The organism is Neisseria mucosa (genome assembly GCA_003028315.1).
GTDB lineage: Bacteria > Pseudomonadota > Gammaproteobacteria > Burkholderiales > Neisseriaceae > Neisseria > Neisseria mucosa.
This window is the reverse complement of sequence record CP028150.1, coordinates 1211790-1233129: the sequence shown is the minus strand read 5'-3', so window position 1 is coordinate 1233129 and position 21340 is coordinate 1211790. Positions and strand designations below refer to the sequence as shown.

The window sequence follows — 21340 nt, the reverse complement described above, 5'->3', positions numbered from 1 at the left end:
GGTTTATTTGTTTTCTGCTTCTTCAAAGCCGACGACTTCCAAGCCGAAGCCGGTCAGGCCGGTGAAGGCGGAAGGCTGGCCTAACACGCGCAGTTTGCCGACGTTGAGGCCGGCGAGGATTTGCGCGCCGATGCCGTAGCTTTTGCTGTCCCATTTGTAGGCTTGGTTGGCGCCTTTGGGCAGGGTGCGGTCGAGCAGGGTGGCGCCGTCTTCGGTGCGGTGCAGGAGGATGACGACGCCGCTGTCGGCTTGCTGGATGCGTTCAAGGGCTTTGGGCAGCGACCAGGAATGGCGCGGGTTGGCTTGGATGAAGTCCATGACGCTGAAGGGTTCGTGTACGCGGACGAGGGTTTCGGTGTCGGCGGTGGGTTTGCCTTTGACGAGGGCGAGGTGGGTTTCGCCGGAGAGTTTGTCGACGTAAACGTGTTGCTGGAATTCGCCCCACGGGGTTTGTACGGGGGCGTTGCCCATGTCTTCGAGCAAGCTTTCGGTGCGGCTGCGGTATTCGATAAGGTCGGTAATCGTGCCGATTTTGAGGTTGTGTTCTTCGGCGAACTTCATCAGTTCGGGCATACGCGCCATGGTGCCGTCGTCGTTGATGATTTCGCAGATGACGGCGGCGGGGATGAGTCCGTTCATTTGTGCCAAATCGACGCCGGCTTCGGTGTGTCCGGCGCGTACTAGGACACCGCCTTTTTGCGCACGCAGTGGGAAGATGTGGCCGGGTTGGACGATGTCTTCGGGTTTGGCGGTCGGGGAGACGGCGGTTTGGATGGTCAGGGCGCGGTCGGCGGCGGAAATGCCGGTGGTGATGCCTTGCGCCGCTTCGATGGAAACGGTGAAGTTGGTGCCGTATTGCGCGCCGTTTTTCTGGGTCATCATGGGCAGGCCGAGCCGCTCGACCATGCTGCCTTCCATCGGCAGGCAAACCAGTCCGCGCGCGTGTTTGATCATGAAGTTGATGGCTTCGGGGGTGACGAACTGTGCCGCCATCAGCAAATCGCCTTCGTTTTCGCGGTCTTCCGCGTCGGTGATGATAACCATTTTGCCGGCTTTGATGTCGGCAAGGATTTCGGGGATGGAGGAAATGTGGGGCATGGTGCGTCTTTCTTGATGGTCGGGTTGGGCTGTGGCGTGTTCTTGATCCAGCCACATGGCGGGCATTTGCGCCGCCTGTTCGATTTTGCGGGCTTTTTTCTCGCCGAAGGATTTGTTTTTCAGAAGGGCGGACAATTCGCCTTGGTTGATGGCGATGGCTTCGGCCAAACGGGTTTGCTGGCCGCCGTATTTGTCCGCTATCCATTGCCGCAGGTTGCGGCGGCGCAGGTCGGTGGTGTTCATGATGTGTGGTGTGGCTGAAAGGATGTAGGCGATTGTAGTCTTGTCTTTACCAAAAGGCAAACTGTGTTTGAAGGCGGATTTTTATTACTTTTTGGTAATGTTTCGATAGGAGGTCGTCTGAAAAACAAAAATGGCGTTTTCAGACGACCTTTGCTTGAAATCTGAACATTTGAAAGAATATGGGCGTTATAGTGGATTAAAATAAAAATGAGACAAGGCGGCAACGCCCGCCGTGTACGGGTAGTACATAAGGGCGTTGGCAACGCCGTATCATTGCAATTTTAATCCACTATAAGTTTAACGCAACCGAAAAGGGTCTAACCTGATGAAAATGGTTTACCGATTGATTTTAATATCTATTTTTTGCACAGTCGCAGCAGCGGGCGGCTGGTTTTATGCCCAGCACCGCAACGACAACGCCCATGAAGCGATTTCGCGCGAAGGCGTTTTGATGCAGATTAAGCAGATGAACCGCTTGGAAAGCACGGCTTTTTACATCGACACCATCATCCGCACCGAGAAAAAAGGCGACTGGCGCAGATTGTGGCAGGACTCGCAAAGCGGTCTGTTTATCGTGCGCGGCAAAGTGTTGGCGGGCTTGGATTTGGACAAACTTCACGCCGACAACGTCAATATCGTGGACGGAAAAGTCCTCATCAGCCTGCCGCCCGTAGAAATCCTCAGCGTCGATTTGGAAAATATCGAGGTGTACGACATCCAAACCGGCTCGTTCAACCTTTTGCCCGTGGATAAGGCAGTGTTCAAAACCGTGCAGGACGAAGCCAAAAAACAAGTTCTCGCCAGCGCGTGCAAAGCCCAAATTTTGGATCACGCCAACCGCCAGGCGCAAACGCAGCTTGAAAACCTGTTTGCCCTGACGCAGACGCAGGTATCGGTTTATCCGGCGGCAGTGGGGCAGTGCAACTGAACGCTGGATGACGTTTGACAGCATAATATTGCGAGTGGGTAACCAAAAGTGTATTTGGATTTGCATACCTTTTCCCAATAAGGTGTTTCGGTAGGCGAGACTTTTTGAGAAAATACATTGCCTTTTGCAAGGTATTTGAAGAATTCATTTTTTACATAACAAACAAATTTAAAGGAACACTGGTGAAACGTGTCTTTCTGTTTCTCGTAACCAATATCGCGGTTTTAGTCGTCATCCGGATTGTTTTGGCAGTCCTCGGTATCAACAGTACGGACCAAGTCGGCAGCCTGCTGGCGTATTCTGCCGTCGTCGGCTTTACCGGTTCGATTATTTCTTTGCTCATGTCCAAAACCATCGCTAAAAACTCGGTGGGTGCGGAAGTTATCGTTCAACCGCGCAGCGAAGAAGAAGCATGGCTTTTGGCAACTGTTGAAGCGCAGGCCCGTCAATGGAGTCTCAAAACTCCTGAGGTAGCGATTTATCATTCTCCTGAGCCGAATGCTTTTGCAACCGGCGCGACACGCAACAGCTCCTTAGTCGCCGTCAGTACCGGCCTTCTCGATCATATGACCCGGGACGAAGTCGAAGCGGTTTTGGCGCACGAGATGGCGCACGTCGGCAACGGTGATATGGTTACGTTGACGCTGATACAGGGTGTCGTCAATACGTTTGTGGTTTTCTTGGCACGCGTCGTTTCCGGCATGATTGCCCGCAATAACGACGGCAGCACTTCGCAAGGCACATATTTTATGGTGAGCATGGTGTTGCAGATTGTGTTCGGCTTTTTGGCAAGCATCGTCGTCATGTGGTTCAGCCGTCAGCGCGAATACCGTGCGGATGCGGGTGCCGCCAAGTTGGTTGGTGCGCATAAAATGATTGCCGCGCTGCAACGTTTGAAAGGCAGCACGAGTGATTTGCCCGAGCAGATGAATGCGATGGGTATTGCCAGCGATGCCAAAGATTCCCTGCTGAGTACGCACCCTTCGTTGGATAACCGCATTGCGCGCTTGAAAAATCTGTAATGCGAAAAAACAAAAGGTCGTCTGAAACTAAATTTGGTTTCAGACGACCTTTTTCATGAGTGTTTCGGATAGACGGCCGCAGTATGGGGGCGATACAATAGCATCCCTTTTCAGAGAGCTATAACAATGAATATCTTGATTTCCAATGACGACGGGTACTCTTCGCAGGGCATAGCCATTTTGGCGAGGGTAGCGGCGGAGTTTGCCAATGTCCGCATCGTTGCCCCAGAACGCGACCGAAGCGGCGTCAGCAATTCTTTGACGCTCGACCGCCCTTTGCAAATGAAGCAGGCGGCAAACGGGTTTTATTATGTTGACGGTACACCCACCGACTGTATTCATGTGGGTTGCCATGTGCTTTCGGATTTTAAACCCGATTTGGTTCTTTCAGGCATCAATAATGGTGCGAACATGGGAGACGATACGCTTTATTCGGGAACGGTTGCCGCAGCGACCGAAGCCTTCCTGATGGGCATTCCTGCCGTTGCGTTGTCTTTGAACGATACGCGGGGGCGTTATTGGCAGACGGCAGAACAGGCAGCTTGGATGATATTGGAGCGGTTGTTGAAAAATCCTCCTAAAACGCCTGTCCTTTGGAACATCAATATTCCCGCCGTACCGCCGGATGCGGTACAAGGTATCAAAACAACGCGGTTGGGGCGGCGGCATCATGAGCAAAGCGTTATCCCGATGAAGAATCCCCGCGGTGAGTCTATTTATTGGATAGGTCCCGTCGGCGATATTTCTGATCGGGAGCAAGGTACGGATTTCGGGGAGTGTGAGGCGGGCTTTATCACGGTTACACCGCTGCAAATCGATTTGACTTCCTACCGCCATATGGATGCAGTCAGCGGATTTTGGCAGGACGGTAAAGAGGTATAAGCACACAGATTTCTGTTTTTTTGCCGAGTGTTTTCAGACGATCTTTTTGTTCTGAAACAGGCGCGGCAAGCCGATTTTAACAGTCCCTAACCGCCCCGATACTTGAGGGGCGGGCTTATTTTTATTATGATATGCACCAATCAAGACAATAACCCCGATATAAAGGTCATCGATTATGTTGAAAAAAACCGCATTTTATGCCGCTTTCGCCCTGACATTGGGCGCATGTACCAGCCAGCAACCCGCCCCCGTCGTCGTCGGTAATGCCGGTTCCGGTACTTCTTCCAATCCTTATGGTGCGACCCCTTACGGCACAAATGCGCCGGCAGCCAACGATGCCCCTTATACTCCTCCTTCTGCTCCGGCTGCCAACAGCAGCTATACGCCACCTGTTTCCGGCGGTGCCTATATTCCGTCCTATGCGCCGGTTGACATCAATGCGGCGACGCATACTGTTGTCCGTGGCGATACCGTCTACAATATTTCCAAACGCTACCATATTACCCAAGACAATCTGCGTGAATGGAATGGTTTGACTGACAACAACATCAGCATCGGACAAAATCTGCGCGTCAAACCGGCCGGTTATACTGCCCCTGCTTCGACTGCGGCAGCCAAACCGTCATATTCTGCACCTGCACCCGTTGCCAAGCCTGCTCCTGCACCTCTTAATACGCCGACAGTTGCTACCGGCGCAACCCGTACAGTCAGCGGCATTACATGGCAGCGTCCGACCAACGGTAACGTCCTTGCCAACTTTGGCGGCAGCAATAAAGGCGTGGACATCGGCGGTAATGCGGGTCAGCCCGTCGTAGCTGCCGCAGACGGTAAAGTGGTTTATGCAGGCTCGGGTTTGCGCGGTTATGGCAACCTTGTCATCATCCAACACAACTCTTCATTCTTGAGCGCATACGGACACAACCAACGTCTGCTCGTCAATGAAGGACAAAATGTCAAACGCGGACAAACCATTGCACAAATGGGTAATACCGATGCCAACCGTACTCAACTTCACTTCGAAGTCCGTCAGAACGGCAAACCGGTCAATCCTGCCACTTATATTGCATTCTGATGAACAAATTGAAGGCCGCCCGATTATTCGGGCGGCCTTTTAAATTAAATCCGTTAGGTCTCCCTGTTTCAACAATGATTGTACCTGTACTGGTAATTTATCAAAGGGGCTGTTTGAGTAGAACTTTATACCGATATGCTGCCCTAAATATTGGTTTTCAAGAATATATACTGTGAAAACGGCCATATGTATGTTCTTAATTTTTGAAAATGTAAAAATAGAAAAGGAGCGATGATGAAACAATATACCTTAGATCCCAAAGCCTTGTTGGGCGGGGTGATCAGCAGTGATACTGATCAGGAAATCGTCCAGCTTTCTTTGCAGAAAGACAATGAAATTCCGCCCTATGAAGCCGAAGCGATTATTTTGTTGATTGTGTTGAACGGTAGTGCGCAAATCTCGACGTCGTCTGAAACTTTACATACCGAAGGCCTGCAAATCGTCCGGATCGAACCCGGCGAGACACACAGTATCCGTGCGCTTGAAGATTATACGAATATCTTGGTGATTAAGCAGTTGACTTACGTTGCGGGCTTAAACAAAAAATTGCGTTTCGGAAAATGTTGCCTGTGAAAATTTTTGCAGTATGGCGGTACTGTTGCGGTAAGTTTGGTGATTCCCATAAAGAACCAGATAGTAGGCGATGTACTGTACAAAGGTCGTCTGAAGAACAGATAAGGTTTTCAGACGACCTTCATCCATAGCGTTTAAACAGGAATCCCCATGCGTACCCTGAAAAACATTCTGACCCTGATGCTCAAAGAGTTCCGCAGCGTGCTGACTGATCCGGTGCTGATGGTGCTGATTGGGTATATCTTTACAGCCACGATTTATCAGATGGCGCAGGTGGGCGCGGATTTGAAAAATGCCACCGTCGGCATCATCGACCAAGACCGTTCGGTTTTGTCCATGCGTATCCGCGATGCCGTGCAACATCCGTTTTTCAAACTGGTAGAGGACGTGCGGCGCGAGGATTCGGACGAATTGATGGATAAGGGCGAGTTCACCTTTATTTTGGAAGTACCGCCCAATTTTCAGCGCGACATGGCGGCGGGGCGCAATCCTGATTTGCAGCTTTTGGTTGATGCGACGTCGATGACGCAGGCGGGGGTGGGCGCGTCTTATCTTTCGCAAATTATCAACCGCGAAATTCACGAATTCACCGGTGTGACACGGCCGGAGTTAATCAGCCCCGTCATCAATACTTATTACAATCCCAACGGCGAGAGCTCGTGGTTTATGCCGACTTCGCAAATCGGCTCGATGTCTTGTATGTTGCTGATTTTATTGACGGGGGCGGCGGTTATCCGCGAACGCGAACGCGGCACAATCGAGCATTTGCTGGTGATGCCGGTCAATGCGTTCGAACTGATGATGGGCAAAGTGTTGGCAAATGCCGCCGTGATTTGGGTGGCGGCACTGTCGTCGCTGTGGTTTATCGTGCATTTGAGCATAGGCGTGCCGCTCATCGGTTCGGTGCCGCTTTATGCGGTAGGGTTGGCGTTGTTCCTGTTTTCGGTGGCGTCGCTGGGCATCATGATTGCCACGTTCGCATCGACGATGGGGCAGTTCGGTATGCTGATGCTGCCGGTGTATATCGTGATGAACCTGTTTGCCGGCGGCGCATCCCCGCGCAGCAACATGCCGCACGCGGCGCAACTGATCAGCGAATATTGGCCGCTGACGCAGTTTGTGAAATTCTCGCAAGACATCCTGTTCCGCGGCGCGGGGATTGAAATCGTCTGGGGGCATATGTTGATCATGGGCTGTATCGGCGTAGGATTCTTATGGCTGGCATTGTTGCGGTTTCAAGGGATGCTGGAGAGGCAGGGTTGATGAAGTCATCACGCCAACGATCGCTAAAAAGCGAACCTGACAGCACGCTGCCCTCTCCCTAACCCTCTCTCACGGGAGGGAGATTGAGGATGCTGAAACCCAACCGTGTTTTGGATTTCCGGCCAATTTTGTCCCTTCTCCCCGCGGGAGGGGGAGTTGAGGATACCGAACCTCAGCCACTTTGGGATTTCAGCCAATTTTGCCCCCTCTCCCCGTGGGAGTGGGGTGGGGAGAGGGCGGTAAGCCGCAGGCTTACATTTAGGTTTCTAGGTTTCGCAAAAAATCTTCTGAAAGGTCGTCTGAACGGTTGTCCCGTCGAGAGGCTGCGCACTTTGAAAACGAGCGAAGCAAATTTCGCCAACACGGAACGCTAAAACCTTTTCAAAAAGGAAAATACGATGAAATTCAATCAAATCCATTTATTGTGTATTGCCGCAGTTTTAGCTATCGCCGCCTGTAAAAACACAGAAGTTCCGTTAAACAGTCAGGTTCAATTACCCCAGGTGTTTACGCAGGATGCGGCGGCGAAGGGCGATGCGGACATCGGGGCGTGGTGGCAGCAGTGGAACGATCCGGTGTTAAGCGGATTAATCGCGCAGGGTTTGGCGCAGGGGCATGATGTGAAAATCGCCGTCAGCCGTCTGAACGAAGCCCGTGCCGTGGCGGGGGCGGCGCGTGCCGATTTGGGGCCGACCGTCGGACTGAGCGGCAAGGCGGGGGCGAATTACAGCAAAATGGATAGCCCGCTCGACAGTAATGCCAGGGCGTTGCTCTCGCGTTATCCGCAGGCCTCGTCTTTAAACGGCGATACCATCGAGTCCACAGGCACCAGCCTATACGGCGGACTGACTGCTTCGTGGGAGCCGGATATTTTCGGCAAGAAACGCAGCGATGCCGATGCCGCCCGTTATGCCGCACTCGGACAACAAGAGCTGGCGTATGGCGCGCAAATGCTGGTGGCGGGCGATATTGCCGACAATTATTTCAAAGCGCGTGCGGCGCAAGGCCGTCTGAAAACCGCCGATCAAACCGTTGCCACCTTGCGGCGGATGGTGCGTTATATCGAAGGGCGGTTCAAGGCGGGACATGTCAGCGGCTATGAAGTGAACGAGGCGAAAGTGCAACTGACCGCAGCGGAAGCCAAACGCGCCACGATAGGGGCGGAATACGCTGCTTATGTGCGCAGTATCGCCGTTTTGACCGGCAACGTGCCGCAGACGTTTACGTTGCCCGAATCGTCTGTTGATGCGTTGGCACACCAACCCTCCGCACCAAGCGGACAGACGCCGCAAGGCTTGCTGGAACGCCGCCCCGACCTGCGCGCGCAGGCTGCGCAAGTCAATGCCTACGCCGCTAAATTCGCCAGTGCCAAAGCCGATTTGCTGCCGCGCTTCACCATCAGCTTTATGGGGCAGGGCGGACGCATCGGTGTGGATGGCGACCGTTCGCTGACCGGCTGGGCAAGTTTGCTGTCGGTGGGCATACAGACGCCGCTGTTCACCAACGGCCGCATCAAAGCCAATATCCAAGCCACCGACGCGCGCCTTCAGACGGCATTGTTGGAATACGACAAACGGCTCCTGACCGCGCTGGGCGAAGTCGACAGCGCATATCAAGGCGTGGAGTCGCTAAGCCGTCAAACCGAACTACTGCAAACCGCCCATAATCAGGCGGCACGCCACGCGACCGATACGGAAAAAATGTTCCGCAACGGCTACAAAACGCTGGATGTTGTCCTCAAAGCCCATATCGCCGAAGGCCAAATGCAGGAAAACCTGATTGCGGCGCGGCTGGCAAGGGCGCAGATGCTGGTGTCGCTGTATAAGGCATTGGGCGGCGGCTGGTCGAAATAAAAAAGCAAAAAGGTCGTCTGAAAAATTTCAGACGACCTTTTCAAGCTGATGACTATTGTTCTCTATCCGGCAACAGTATATTCAAAATAATGGCCAATATTGCGCACAAGCCCACTCCGGCAAAGCTCAACGTACCGATTTTGATGACCATGCCGCCGATACCTGTCGTCAACACTGAGCTGACGATGACCAGATTTTTAGGCAGCATCAAATCAACTTTCGAATCAATCAGCGTTTTCACACCCAAAGATGCAATCGTACCGAACAAAAGCAGCATAATGCCGCCCATAACAGGCATCGGGATGGAAGCTAAAAACGCATTGAATTTACCGAAAAACGCCATTGCAATGGCAAAAATCGCCGCCCAAGTCATGATGACAGGATTGCTGTTTTTCGTAATCATCACCGCGCCTGTAACCTCACCGTAAGTCGTTACCGGCGGTCCGCCGATCAAACCGGCTACGCATACGCCCAAGCCGTCGCCCGCCAGCGTCTTATCCAAACCCGGATCTTTCGTATAGTTTTGACCGGTAACATTTCCAATAGCCATGATACCGCCGATATGCTCGATGGCAGGTGCAATCGCTACAGGCAGCATAAACAGCGCGGCCTGCCAGTTGACTTGCGGCGTTTCAAAATGAGGCACTGCAAACCAAGGTGCATTGACGATGGCGGCAGTATCTACCAAGCCCATTATCAAAGCCAATGTGTAGCCAGAGGCCACACCGATCAAAATCGGCACCAGTTTCATCATGCGGCTGCCGAAAACCGACACCACGACCGTTACCGCAAAGGTAAAGCCCGACAAAATCAACGAATCTGCATAATCAATTACCTGTTTGCCGTCAGCCTGCCCCATAGCCATACTGCTTGCCGCAGCGGCTACCGACAAACCGATCACCATAATCACCGGCCCGATGACTACCGGCGGAAGCAAGCGGTGAACCGCCGCCAGCCCGCGCCACCTGATTAAACCCGCGAACACAAAATACATAAAGCCGGCCGCAAATAGGCCAAACATCGTTGAAGGCAGACCCCATTCACCAATCGAGTAAATAATCGGTGCGATAAAAGCAAATGAAGAACCCAAAAAAATCGGCACCTTACGCCGAGTAACCAATTGGAACAACAACGTCCCAATCCCCGCGCCCAACAATGCCAGTGCAGGGTTCAACCCCGTCAGAAGCGGCACAAGCACCATCGCACCGAACGCCACAAACAAAATCTGCGTGCCCGAAACCGCCAATTTAAACTGATTCATCCAAAACCTCGTATATTCGATTCAAACGGCGGGAATTATACTGTCTAGGCAGCCGGATGAACATTGATTTAACGCGGACTTGAGATAAAAACAGATTGGCAAATGGAAATATCCGATTTTGCAGTATTATTTTCCACCTAATATATAACCACCCTGCTTATAGTTGATACACGAAAAAATCGATGAACAGCGAGAATGGCTTTAAATCATCAATCCCTGTATGCAATGAAATGGCAGGCTGACGCTTGTCCTGATTATGTATCTATTTCTGTATGTCTTATTAAAATGGAAGCAGAAATCTGTACATCGTCTTAAATGCTATCAACGGTTATCAAATTTACAAAATTTATCAAAATTAGGTTATAGATGGAAGTGGTAAATATCATATAAAAATAAAATTATAATTTAAGTAATAGTTTTATATAAAATTAATAATTATATTTACTCAGCTGAAACAATGTGTTAAAAATTTTTCAAATATAAAAAGGTCGTCTGAAAAATCTTCAGACGATTTTTTTGTTATGTTTACAGTTGTAATGATACGTTTGCTTGAATTAAATACCATTTATCTGAAATAAATTGCTGGTTTATGAGAATATGGTATTTTTACAGGAATCAGAAATTGATAATGGATTGTATTTTAGCTGGCCTGATTAATCAGAAATATGTTACAGGAAGAGTAAAAGTGGGATGTGGAAAAGATAGGGTATTGAAGAATCTATCAGCTCTAATCGCAGTTTTGGGTTCATTCGCTTTGGCAGCTTGTTATCCATCTTCAGAAAATAAGGAGGAAGTGAAAATGGACAATCAGATACCCATAACGGGTTTTGAAAGAAATATTAAAATTGATTTGAATGGGACGTTGCTAAGCGTGCCTTACGGTTATTTGGCAGGTTCGTCCCGAGATTCGGCAACAAGATGGATGTCGGACGAGGAAAAAATCTATAAGGGCGGTAGGCTTGATATTTACGTCCATGCCAAACGCAAAGGAGATTCTTGGATTTTAGAGCCTTTTAATCGGGAGAATAAAGATAAATTTGTTAAGGCATTGAAGGATGGTCTGCCGATGATAGACACTATTTCGATTCAGAAAAACTCTGAATGCCTTTTAGATCCTAAGTATCTTAAAAAAATGATGTTGAGGTACGGTTCAAAAGAAATAACTTCTTCTTCTAAAAACTATAAAGCATATGAAAGATTTAATGAAGAACCATTCTATCATGAATTTAATTATATTAGGGATGATGAAAATCCAGTAAGAATACAAGTAAAGGATGATGGTAGAAAAAATGGAAAAAGACTTAATGAACCGCATTTTTCAATCGCAGTTGACTCATGCATAAATGGTTTATCAGTAGATTATTATCCTAGTATCAGTGCACATGAATATGGAAATTTTTCTAAGCAGCCTTCTCAACAAGAGTTGATTGAATATCATCTAAAAATAGAGAAATTAATTAGAAGTTTTATCAAGTAATTTTATTTTAGGATTCTAACTTATGATTATTTTAAATGAAAGACAGCAGGCTGAATTAAAAGGATATGCTGATAGAGACAATTATTATGGTGAAGACCTTTGCAAAAATAGTATGCTAACGAAATTTTACGCATAAGAATGTACTAAAAAATTTTCAATTGGCTAAAACTTTTCTGATATTGAGGAAAAAAGTAGAAGAAATCAAGGAGGTTCTTCATTTTAAAAATAGTATTGAGCATAAAATTTTAGTAACTCATGTTATTGCAAAGTCTCTATTAGGCTTTCACCCAAACTTTATTTATTACTTTTCATATATAGGGTAAATAATGAAATTTAAATATTATAGTATTTCTTTATTTTTTTCGTTATTTTGCATTCTTCTAGCATTTATTTTTATTGCTCCCTATGGCTTGGATTTTAAAGGTGAGGAGCAATCCTTCAATGAGGCAACAATGCTGATTTCCTCCCCTAATAGAGGAGAAAGAAAGATTAAGCTTGAAACAGGATTAAGATCATACTGGCTATCTTGTTACGGACTTGATGATTTATGTAAAATGGAAAATATAAATAAAAGATTCCCTATAACAAATGCAAAAATATTATTATTAAACCCCAATGAAACAAACTTTTTAAATGGCGTTTTAGTTTCGTATTACAAAAATGATATATTTTATTCAAACAAAAAAATAACGAAGGATGTGAATTTACTTGCAATATTAGCTTCTAACTCAGTATTTTGTTTAAAGTTGGCAGTATTCTTTTTATTACTTTCTCTTTTCTTTTTCATTAAAAGGATTTGATCAAGGCGCGTTATTCAGAAGGTGCGGCATTTGGGTGGTGAGAACAAGACGGCTGATTCCTCGATAAATTCAGCAGTTTCTACAAAATCAGGGGATGGGAATGGCAAAATTTAAGCGTTATTGGCGAATGACATAAATTCCTTTTAGTCTGGGTTGTCTGTCCGGAAAGGACTGTGTGGAGATGTTCTATCCGAGTTTGCTATATAATCGCGCCATCTTTGATGAACAAACATCGTCTGAAAGAACGTCTTAATTTTCAGACGACCTAAAATAAAACCGACATACAAAGGAGCCGAACCATGTTTCACAGCATCAACGCCTATACCGGCGAAACCCTTTGCCGCCGTCCTGCGCAGGGTTATGCAGAGTTTGCACAAGAATTGGCAGCGTTGAAGTTGCGCCAGCAGGCGTTTGCGCGGTTGGGCGTTACCGGGCGGACTGCTTTGCTGCAAGCCTTTGCCGAGCGTTTGGCGCAAAACAAGGAGCGGCTTGCGGAGATGGTTTGCGAAGAAGTCGGACGCTGCCTGCATGAATGCCGTGCCGAACTGGATAAATCGGTCGAGCTCATCCGATATTACGTCCGCCTTGCCCCCGAGTTGCTGGCGCATAAGACCATTGCTACGCAGGCGAGCCTCAGTCAGGTGCGTTTTGAGCCGTTGGGTGTTGTGCTTGCCGTCATGCCGTGGAACTATCCTGTCTGGCAGGTTTTGCGTTTTGCCATTCCTGCCCTGTGCGCGGGAAACGCTTGTGCCGTCAAACCCGCGCCCAGCGTTGCAAGGGTCAGCGCTGCGCTGCTGGAACTGGTTTCAGACGACCTCCCGTTGATTGGCGCATGGTTGAACAACGACGATGCGTTGAAAGCCATTGAAGACACCGATGCGATGGCGTTTACCGGCTCGACGCGGACCGGCCGCCTGCTCGCCGCCCATGCGGGAATGCACCTCAAGAAAACCGTCCTCGAACTCGGTGGCAGTAACCCTTTCATTGTCATGCCTGATGCGGATCTCGAACGCGCCGCCGTCGAAGCCTGTTATTCGCGTTTCCGCGACGCCGGTCAGTCTTGCAACGCAGCCAAACGAATCGTCGTTACCGAAGCCGTCGCAGACCGCTTCATCCCCTTGTTTCTTGCTGAATGCGCCAAATTGCAAACGGGCAATCCCAAAGACCCTGCGACCACACTCGCCCCGCTGCACCGCGAAGACTTGCGCGCAAACGTACACGCTCAGGTACAGGATGCAGTCGCAAACGGCGCAGAGGTTTTGACGGGCGGTTTCATTCCCGAAGGAACGGGCTGGTTTTACCCCGCCACCGTGTTGGACAAAGTGAATCCCGACTGCCGCGTTTGGAATGAAGAGGTTTTCGGGCCGGTTGCCATGATTTTGCGGGCGAAGGACGAGGAACACGCCGTCGCCCTTGCCAACGATACGCCCTACGGATTGGGCGCCAGTATTTATACCGCCGATACCCGCCGCGCTTGGGCGTTTGCCGAAAAAATCCAAGCAGGCTCGGTGTTTATCAACCGCCATACCAGCAGTGACCTGCGCCTTCCCTTTGGCGGCGTCAAAGCCTCAGGTTACGGACGGGAATTGTCTGAATTCGGGTTGTATGAATTTGTGAACGTGAAAACGTATTGGCAGAAATAAGGAAGGATTGAAAAAGGTCGTCTGAAAATGCTGGGATTGTCTATATTGCGTTTTCAGACGACCTTCTTTTTGTTGAAGCGGAAGCTTGTTTTTCTCAATATTCTCAGTAGGAATGGTGTATTTGGAAATTTCCGATTATTAAATAAGGATTTTCATTTGCACCGGAATGACGGAATCTTTTTTATAGTGGATTAACTTTAAACCAGTACGGCGTTGCCTCGCCTCGCCTTGCCGTACTATCTGTACTGTCTGCGGCTTCGTCGCCTTGTCCTGATTTAAATTTAATCCACTATATAAGGTCGTCTGAAAACCTATTTCAGACGACCTTTAAAGTTTCTCCACCCAAATCACCGTATTTCTTTGGCTGCTTCCTGCTCCGCTTTATAACGGCGCAGGTAGGCAAGCGCAGCAGCTTTTTCTTCTTCGTTGCCATATTTGACATCGCGTTGGGCACGGCGCAATTCGGCGCGCTCTTTGGCTTCTTCGATTTGCCGGTTTTTGAATGCTTCACGGTTGTCGGATGCAACCAGCTTGTCTTGTTGGGATTGTGCTTTCGCCATGGCTTTGGCAATCAAATCCATAGGATTGAAAGTAGGTTTGGACGCAGCTTTGGTTTCGGCTTGAATTTGCGCCTGCTTGGCTTTAACAGCGGCTTCGCGCTCGGCAAGCATGGCTTTGCGTTCCGCCTCGTCGCGCGCTTTGCGTTCGGTGTGCCAATCAAAGCGGCTTTGCGCGTATTCGGCGGCGGCGAAACGCGCTTCGGAAGAACGGCTCAGGCTTCGCGCGGCGGGGAGGTATTCCTGTTCGGAAGGTATCATGTCGATACAGTCCACCGGACAAGGCGGGAGGCAGAGTCCGCAGCCTGTGCATTCGTCGCTGATGACAGTGTGCATAAACTTGCTTGCCCCCATAATCGCATCGACAGGGCAAGCGCGGATGCAGGCGGTACAGCCGATACAGGCGGCTTCGTCTATCAAGGCGACGGCTTTGGGCTGCGTTTTGACCGGCGCAACGCGCGGCTTGCCTAATAAGGCAGCAATATCGACCATCACCGCCTCTCCTCCGGGTGCGCACAGATTAACAGGCGCATCCTCGTGCAACAAAGCTTGTGCATAAGGCAGGCAGCCTTGATAGCCGCATTCTCGGCACTGAGTTTGCGGCAGCAGGCGGTTGATGGCTTGAAGGTCGGTCAGCATGGCGGATAGAGTCAAAATCGAAAAGGCGTATTTTATCGGGAAACGAAGTATAGGGGAATAAAGGGTTTGAAAATAAAAGAGATTCTTCTATCGTTTTGCAGCAAATTCAAGTAGGAATGTGAATGATGTTATAAGTATCCTGTATTTGAACCTCATACGGTGTGGCGGGCAGGAACGTGGATATGGAAGGTCGTCTGAAAATCCCGATTTCAGGTTTTCAGACGACCTTTGGCATGGGTACGGTCAAGGCAGTTTGGGTCTGACTTTGACGCTCAAGGGCAAGTGGTCGGAGAGGCGCTGCCAGTTTTTGCCGTTGTGGATTTGGGAGTCTAAGACTTCCAAGTTGCGGGTATAGACGCGGTCGAGGCTGAGGACGGGCAGGCGGGCGGGGAAGGTTTTGGGGCGTTTGCCGTTGCTGTCCACGAATACTTCGTTCAAGTTCAAGGCGTTGCCTAAGGACAGGGCGGATTTTTGCCGCCAGTCGTTGAAATCGCCGGCGAGAATCAGCGGACTTTGCGGGTCGATGTGATGCACGACGTATTCGAAGATGGCGCGGTATTGTTTGGCGCGGTCGGGTTCGCGCAGGTTGAGGTGGGCGCAGAGGCAGACGAGCGGGGTTTCCCAGCCTTCTGGCAGGACTTCGCAATGGAGTACGCCGCGCTGTTCGAGTTTGTTGACGCTGATGTTGAGGTTGTGGCGGGTTTCCAGCGGCAGGCGGCTGAGGATGGCGTTGCCGTGGTGGCGCTGCGGGTAAACGGCGTTTTTGCCGTAGCTGCGGTTGTAGGAGAGGTGGTCGCCGAGGATATCGTAATGCGGTTTTTCGGGAAAATCGGGCAGCCTGCTGCTGCGGGTCAGGTGTTGACCTTGCACTTCCTGCAAAAACAGGACATCCGAGCCTATGCCGCGAAGCTCTTCCGCCATGCTGTCCACTTGGACTTTGCGGTTGAGCGCGGACATGCCTTTGTGCATGTTGTATGAGGTGATGGTAATCGGGCGGGGGGACATGATGTGTAACCGTAGTGTGTGAGTAGTTTGTCGTTGTATTAATAGTATAACACTGCAAGTGTTTGGTTTCAGTAAAGATTTGATGGTTGAACGGCTGCTTGAAGGTAAAACGTCGTCTGAAAGGTTTCAGACGACGTTTGAGGGGGACAAGCGCAAAACGGTTTATTTTATGAACTCGTCCATGCCGTCTTCGCAGCGGATTTTTTGTTCGGACAGCGTGGCTTTGAGCAGGGCGTCGTTTTGCGGCAGGGCGTCGCGTTCGGCTTCGTGGTGCCAGAGGTGGTAGGCGATGCCGGCAAATTTGAGGTTATGGCGTTTCATGCCGTTATGGAAGAGGCGGGCGACGAACTCGCTGTCTTCGCGTCCCCAGCCGACAAAGCGGTTGTCGAAGCCGTTGACGGCCAGCGCATCGCTGCGGAAAAAGCCCATATTGCAGGTTTTGATGCCTTTGTGTTTGCGGCTGCTTTGTCTGCCGATCAGGGCGGACAGGCTGCGGCAGCGCAGGGCGGAGAGGCGTTTTTCTATGCCTTGGCTGAACGCGGACAAATCGGGCAATTCGCCGGAATCTAAAATTTCCTGGGTGCGGCTTTGGGTCAGGATGACGCGCGAACCCTGTATCAGCCTGCCTTTGCGTGCGAGCTTGAGATGGTCGGCGATGAAGGACGGGTCGAGTATCATGTCGCCGTCGATAAGGATGATGTAGTCGCTTTTTGCCTGCGCTAGCGCGCGGTTGCGTGATTCGGCGGCGCGGAAGCCGTCGTCCGGCCGCCAAGAATGTTTGACGGGGATGTCGGTGTGGCTGCGGATGAACTCGACGACTTCGGCGGTGTCTTGGCGCGAACCGTCGTCCGCGACGATGATTTCGTCGGGCAGGCGGGTTTGAGCGAGTGCGGATTTTAAAACCAGCTCCAGCGCGTCGGGACGGTTGTAGGTGGTTACAATCAGGGCGACGCTGATATTGCGGTTGCGCTCGTAAAGTTTGACATATTTGTAGTACGAACCTTGGGCATTGGCGATGGAAATGGTCAAGCCGTCCGCGCCGTAGGCGAAACCGCGTTTGAGCAGGTAGTTTTTGACAAACGATACGCTGCCGTGCAACAGGGCTTTGAAGGGCGAGCTGTCTTTTTTGTAGCGGTTTTCTTCGGCGTAGAGCGAGCTGTATTGCTGCATTTTTTGAATCAGCCCTTCGGCGTTTTCGAAGGAATAGTGTTTCAGACGACCTTCGAGCGGACGGACGTTTGCATCGGGCGGCAAAATCAGCGATTCATGTACCTGACGGTCGGAAAAACGGGTAAAACGGCGGTGGTAAAGGCGCGGGATAATGTCGGGATACCAGCCGCAGGCTTTGATCAGGCGGCCGTTGTAGTGGTTTAGGCGCGAGAGCGAGAAGATGTTTTGTTCTTTGTTTTCCGCCACGGCTTTGCGGATGGCGGCAATCAGTTCGCTATCTGCCACTTCGTCGCTGTCTATGCTGAATATCCAATTGTTTTGCGCGAGGCGGGCGGCAAGGTTTTTCATTGGGCCGAAGCCGATGAAGTCGTATTTGTAATAACTGACGTTGGTGAAGCGTTCGGCGATTTCAAAGGTACGGTCGGTCGAGCCGTTGTCGAGCAGCAATACTTCGTCGAAGTCTTGAAGCGCGGTCAAAACTTCGTGCAGATAGCGTTCCGAGTTTTTGACCAACATGGCTGCTGTGGCGGGAATTTTCGGGTTCATGATGAGGTCGTCTGAAAAGGGGCGTCTGAAAAATCAAAATCGGGAAATCAAGGCAGTTCGGCAATGGCGGCGGTCAGTTCTTCAAACATACGGTCGGCATCGACTTCGGTTATCCAAAGCGCATTGGGCGCTTTGCCGGTCGTGCCGTGCCAATCGACGGCGCACGCGCCGGTGGACAGTCCGCTTTGCGTCTCCACATCCACACGGCACATCCTGCCTGAAAACAATTCGGGGAACACGGCGCAGATGACGGCGCAAGGGTCGTGCAGCGGGCCGCCTTCCAAGCCAAACTGCTGAATGTCGAAACGTTCGTAACTTTGCAAAATATCCGCCAAACGGCTGCCGTTGGAGTTTTTCAGACGACGTAAGCGGTTCATGCGTTCGGAAGTGATTTGCGCCTTGTGGGTAACGTCCAGCGGCAAAACCGTAATCGGTGCACCGCTTTGCAGCACGATTTGCGCCGCGTGCGGGTCGGTGAAGAAATTGAATTCGGCGGCAGGCGTCATGTTGCCCGCTTCAAAATAATTGCCGCCCATCAAGACAATGCGTTTGATGGCGCGGACGGCTTCCGGCGCGATGCTCAACGCCAGCGCGATATTGGTCAGCGGACCTATCGGGCACAAAGTCATCGAAGCGTCTTCGGCGCGGCTCAAAGTTTCCACCAAATATGCAACCGCGTGCTGCTTTTGCAAAGGACAGCGCGGCTCGTGCAACGCCGTACCGTCCAAGCCCGTTTTGCCGTGTACCGCTTCCGCCGTCTCCAGCTCGCGCAATAAAGGTTTGACTGCACCGGCGTAAACGGGGAAATCTTTCTCGCCCGCCCAATCGCAGACGATGCGCGCGTTTTTTGCCGCTAAATCTATGCCGACATTGCCGGCGACGACGGTCATGCCCAAAAAATCGACCAAGCCGCGCCGTGCCAGACCGTGTGCCGCCAAAATGGCCGCAGCATCGTCCTGACCGGGGTCGGTATCGATAATCAAACGGATTTTTTCGTTCATCGCCATCGCTTGCGCCGTCTATGTGGAAAGCGTGTATTTTAACCGATATACCGCTACAATACGCATTTCCTTTTTTCAGACGACCTCCTCCGATATGCAGCTTATCCTTGCGCCCATGCAGGGGCTGGTGGACGATGTGATGCGCGATTTGCTGACCCGTATCGGCGGCTACGACGAATGCGTCAGCGAGTTCGTCCGCATTACCCACACTGTCCATTCCCGTTCCACCTGGCTCAAATACGCCCCCGAAATCGCCAACGGCAACAAGACCCCCGCCGGCACGCCCTGTACCGTCCAGCTTTTGGGCAGCGATGCCGACAATATGGCAGTCAACGCCTTGGAAGCCGTCCGCTTCGGCGCGGACAAAATCGACCTCAATTTCGGCTGTCCCGCCCCCACGGTCAACAAACACAAAGGCGGCGCCGTCCTGCTCAAAGAGCCCGACCTCATCCACCATATCGTCAAAACCTTGCGCCAACGCCTGCCCGAACACATCCCGCTTACCGGCAAAATGCGGCTCGGTTACGAAGACAAAAGCCTCGCGCTCGAATGTGCCGCCGCCATCGCCGAAGGCGGGGCCTGCGCCCTGACCGTACACGCGCGCACCAAAGTCGAAGGCTACGAACCACCCGCGCATTGGGAATGGATACGCAAAATCCGCGAACACGTCGCCATCCCCGTAACCGCCAACGGCGACGTGTTCAGCCTCAAAGACTATATCGGTATTAAAGAGATGACGGGCTGCAACAGCGTCATGCTCGGCCGCGGCGCCGTCATCCGCCCCGATTTGGCGCGCCAAATTAAACAATACGAAAACGGCGAAACCGTCCGCGATACCGATTTCGCCGAAGTTTCGGTGTGGATAAACCAATTTTTCCATTTGTGTCTCGCCAAAGAAGCGAACAACAAATACCCCGTCGCCCGCCTGAAACAATGGCTGGGCATGATGAAGAAAGAATTTGGAGAAGCGCAGGAATTGTTTGACGCGGTAAGGGCGGTCAAAGACGCGGAAGAAGTCGTGCGGATTTTGGCGGCGTTTGAAGACAAGATGAATGCCTGATAATGATGAGGTCGTCTGAAAGTTTTCAGACGACCTTTAAACCCATCGCCTAAGGCGGAATAAAATAAAAACAGGACGTTTCTAAGCCGTTATAGTGGATTAAATTTAAATCAGGACAAGGCGACGAAGCCGCAGACAGTACAGGTAGTACGGCAAGGCGAGGCAACGCCGTACTGGTTTAAATTTAATCCACTATATTTCTCTTCCTGCACAGGCGGGAGCACAAAGGACGGTATGAATCGGTTTATTTGAATTTACTACATTTTCAGAAAGGACAATGATGCCTTACGTCAATATCAAGGTAACGGGCGGCAGCGAGGCTCCGAGTGCCGAACAGAAAGCCGAGCTTATCCGCGGTGTTACCGAGCTGCTTGCCCGTGTGTTGAATAAAAATCCGCAGACCACGGTCGTCGTCATTGATGAAGTGGACATGGATAACTGGGGTATCGGGGGTGAAAGCATTACCGTGCGCCGCGCCAAAGCGCAAAAATCGGGATAAGCGCGCCTTATCGGGAATAGATGCCGTCATATCAGCTTGCGTCTGCGCGAAAAAGGAAATGACAGCGATACAAAAAGCCGGTTTGGGATACTTGTCCGCAATGTTCGGATATGACTTTTTTCCTGTTCATCGAAACTCAAAAGGTCGTCTGAAACCGGATTTCAGACGACCTTTTTGTGTTTCTGCACAGCGGCTTATTCTTCCGGAGCGCGGAAGGTGTCGTGGCAGGATTTGCAGCTTGCGCCGGTTTCGCCGTAAGCGGCTTTGATTTCTTCCAGCTTGCCGGTTTGCGCGGTGGCGTTCAGTTTTTCAACGGCTGCGGCGAATTTGTCTTCTTCGGCTTTGAATTTGGCCGCATCAGACCAAACCGCAGGCAGGGCGCGGCCGTTGCCTTTGTCGTCAGATTGGAAGAAGGTGAAAGGTTTTTTGCTGCTTTCGGCAAAAGTTGCCGCAGCCTGCTTGAATTTCTCTACGTCGTAAGGCTCTTCGCCTTTTACCATTTTGCCCATGCTGGAGAATTCGGGCATCATGGCTTTGAACGCAGTGGTACGGTCTTCGGAGATCGGGCCTTTGGGTTGCGCGGGTGCGCCGCCACCGCAGGCGGCAAGGGTCAGGGCAGCGAGCAGGGCTGCTGAGAAGAGTTTGGTATTCATGGCTTTTGTGTCCTGTGATAGTATTTTGTTATTCATATTTTTCAGACGACGTCCGAAGAGGTCGTCTGAAAAGTCGTAATCATACCTGAAATGGG

The 21340-nt window shown here is 50.9% G+C and carries 19 protein-coding genes and 1 pseudogene; 13 read left to right on the top strand and 7 right to left on the bottom strand.

From position 1 onward, the window contains the following. Positions 1-3: 3 nt before the first annotated feature. Positions 4-1341 carry a 3,4-dihydroxy-2-butanone-4-phosphate synthase gene (gene ribB / locus NM96_06090; protein ID AVR78964.1) on the bottom strand — a complete coding sequence of 446 codons (1338 nt, stop codon included), beginning with the start codon at positions 1339-1341 and terminating at the stop codon, positions 4-6. Positions 1342-1666: 325 nt separating this feature from the next. Between ribB and NM96_06085 the strand changes: the two genes are divergently transcribed. From NM96_06085 to NM96_06055, 7 genes are all read left to right on the top strand, one after another. After that, positions 1667-2269, top strand: a complete 603-nt coding sequence (locus NM96_06085; GenBank protein AVR78963.1) for a DUF4230 domain-containing protein — start codon at positions 1667-1669, stop codon at positions 2267-2269. Between the two features lie 182 nt (positions 2270-2451). Further along, positions 2452-3291, top strand: coding sequence for a protease HtpX (locus NM96_06080; GenBank protein AVR78962.1), 840 nt, complete (start codon positions 2452-2454; stop codon positions 3289-3291). Between the two features lie 126 nt (positions 3292-3417). Then, entirely contained in the window at positions 3418-4173 is a 756-nt protein-coding gene (locus tag NM96_06075; protein ID AVR78961.1) for a 5'/3'-nucleotidase SurE, read from the top strand. Positions 4174-4348: 175 nt separating this feature from the next. Next, positions 4349-5245, top strand: coding sequence for a LysM peptidoglycan-binding domain-containing protein (locus NM96_06070; protein AVR78960.1), 897 nt, complete (start codon positions 4349-4351; stop codon positions 5243-5245). Positions 5246-5479: 234 nt separating this feature from the next. Continuing rightward, positions 5480-5818 (top strand): hypothetical protein, encoded by a 339-nt coding sequence (locus tag NM96_06065; protein ID AVR78959.1) that lies wholly within the window; start codon positions 5480-5482, stop codon positions 5816-5818. Between the two features lie 150 nt (positions 5819-5968). Further along, positions 5969-7081 (top strand): hypothetical protein, encoded by a 1113-nt coding sequence (locus tag NM96_06060; GenBank protein ID AVR78958.1) that lies wholly within the window; start codon positions 5969-5971, stop codon positions 7079-7081. Positions 7082-7479: 398 nt separating this feature from the next. Next, a complete protein-coding gene (locus NM96_06055) occupies positions 7480-8934 on the top strand; it encodes a TolC family protein (protein ID AVR78957.1) in 1455 nt (484 codons plus the stop codon). A gap of 52 nt (positions 8935-8986) precedes the next feature. Here the strand turns inward: NM96_06055 and NM96_06050 are convergent, their stop codons facing one another. Further along, on the bottom strand, positions 8987-10195 hold the full coding sequence (locus tag NM96_06050) for a uracil-xanthine permease (GenBank protein AVR78956.1): 1209 nt from the start codon (positions 10193-10195) through the stop codon (positions 8987-8989). Between the two features lie 589 nt (positions 10196-10784). Here NM96_06050 and NM96_06045 point away from each other — a divergent pair. From NM96_06045 to NM96_06035, 3 genes are all read left to right on the top strand, one after another. Beyond that, on the top strand, positions 10785-11672 hold the full coding sequence (locus NM96_06045) for a FrpC operon protein (GenBank protein AVR78955.1): 888 nt from the start codon (positions 10785-10787) through the stop codon (positions 11670-11672). Positions 11673-11998: 326 nt separating this feature from the next. Next, complete coding sequence (locus NM96_06040) at positions 11999-12472, top strand: hypothetical protein (protein AVR78954.1); 474 nt, start codon at positions 11999-12001, stop codon at positions 12470-12472. Positions 12473-12771: 299 nt separating this feature from the next. After that, positions 12772-14115: an aldehyde dehydrogenase gene (locus tag NM96_06035; GenBank protein ID AVR78953.1), complete on the top strand. Its 1344-nt coding sequence runs from the start codon at positions 12772-12774 to the stop codon at positions 14113-14115. Between the two features lie 347 nt (positions 14116-14462). Here the strand turns inward: NM96_06035 and NM96_06030 are convergent, their stop codons facing one another. The 4 genes from NM96_06030 to NM96_06015 form a co-directional block, all read right to left on the bottom strand. Further along, positions 14463-15311, bottom strand: coding sequence for a ferredoxin (locus NM96_06030; protein AVR78952.1), 849 nt, complete (start codon positions 15309-15311; stop codon positions 14463-14465). Positions 15312-15554: 243 nt separating this feature from the next. Then, positions 15555-16316, bottom strand: a complete 762-nt coding sequence (locus NM96_06025; protein AVR78951.1) for a hypothetical protein — start codon at positions 16314-16316, stop codon at positions 15555-15557. 162 nt (positions 16317-16478) lie between these two features. After that, positions 16479-18032 carry a glycosyl transferase gene (locus tag NM96_06020; GenBank protein AVR78950.1) on the bottom strand — a complete coding sequence of 518 codons (1554 nt, stop codon included), beginning with the start codon at positions 18030-18032 and terminating at the stop codon, positions 16479-16481. Positions 18033-18079: 47 nt separating this feature from the next. Beyond that, positions 18080-19039, bottom strand: coding sequence for a nucleoside hydrolase (locus NM96_06015; protein AVR78949.1), 960 nt, complete (start codon positions 19037-19039; stop codon positions 18080-18082). Between the two features lie 88 nt (positions 19040-19127). Here NM96_06015 and NM96_06010 point away from each other — a divergent pair, with 88 nt between their 5' ends. The 3 genes and pseudogenes from NM96_06010 to NM96_06000 all read left to right on the top strand — a co-directional run bounded on the left by NM96_06010 (position 19128) and on the right by NM96_06000 (position 20592). Then, on the top strand, positions 19128-20093 hold the full coding sequence (locus tag NM96_06010; protein AVR78948.1) for a tRNA-dihydrouridine synthase C: 966 nt from the start codon (positions 19128-19130) through the stop codon (positions 20091-20093). Positions 20094-20162: 69 nt separating this feature from the next. After that, positions 20163-20345: pseudogene (locus NM96_06005) on the top strand (hypothetical protein). A 28-nt stretch (positions 20346-20373) separates the two neighbouring features. Beyond that, entirely contained in the window at positions 20374-20592 is a 219-nt protein-coding gene (locus tag NM96_06000; GenBank protein AVR78947.1) for a tautomerase, read from the top strand. 194 nt (positions 20593-20786) lie between these two features. On the opposite strand, the gene NM96_05995 is transcribed toward NM96_06000, so the two are convergent. Next, a complete protein-coding gene (locus NM96_05995) occupies positions 20787-21245 on the bottom strand; it encodes a cytochrome C (GenBank protein AVR78946.1) in 459 nt (152 codons plus the stop codon). Positions 21246-21340: the final 95 nt, after the last annotated feature.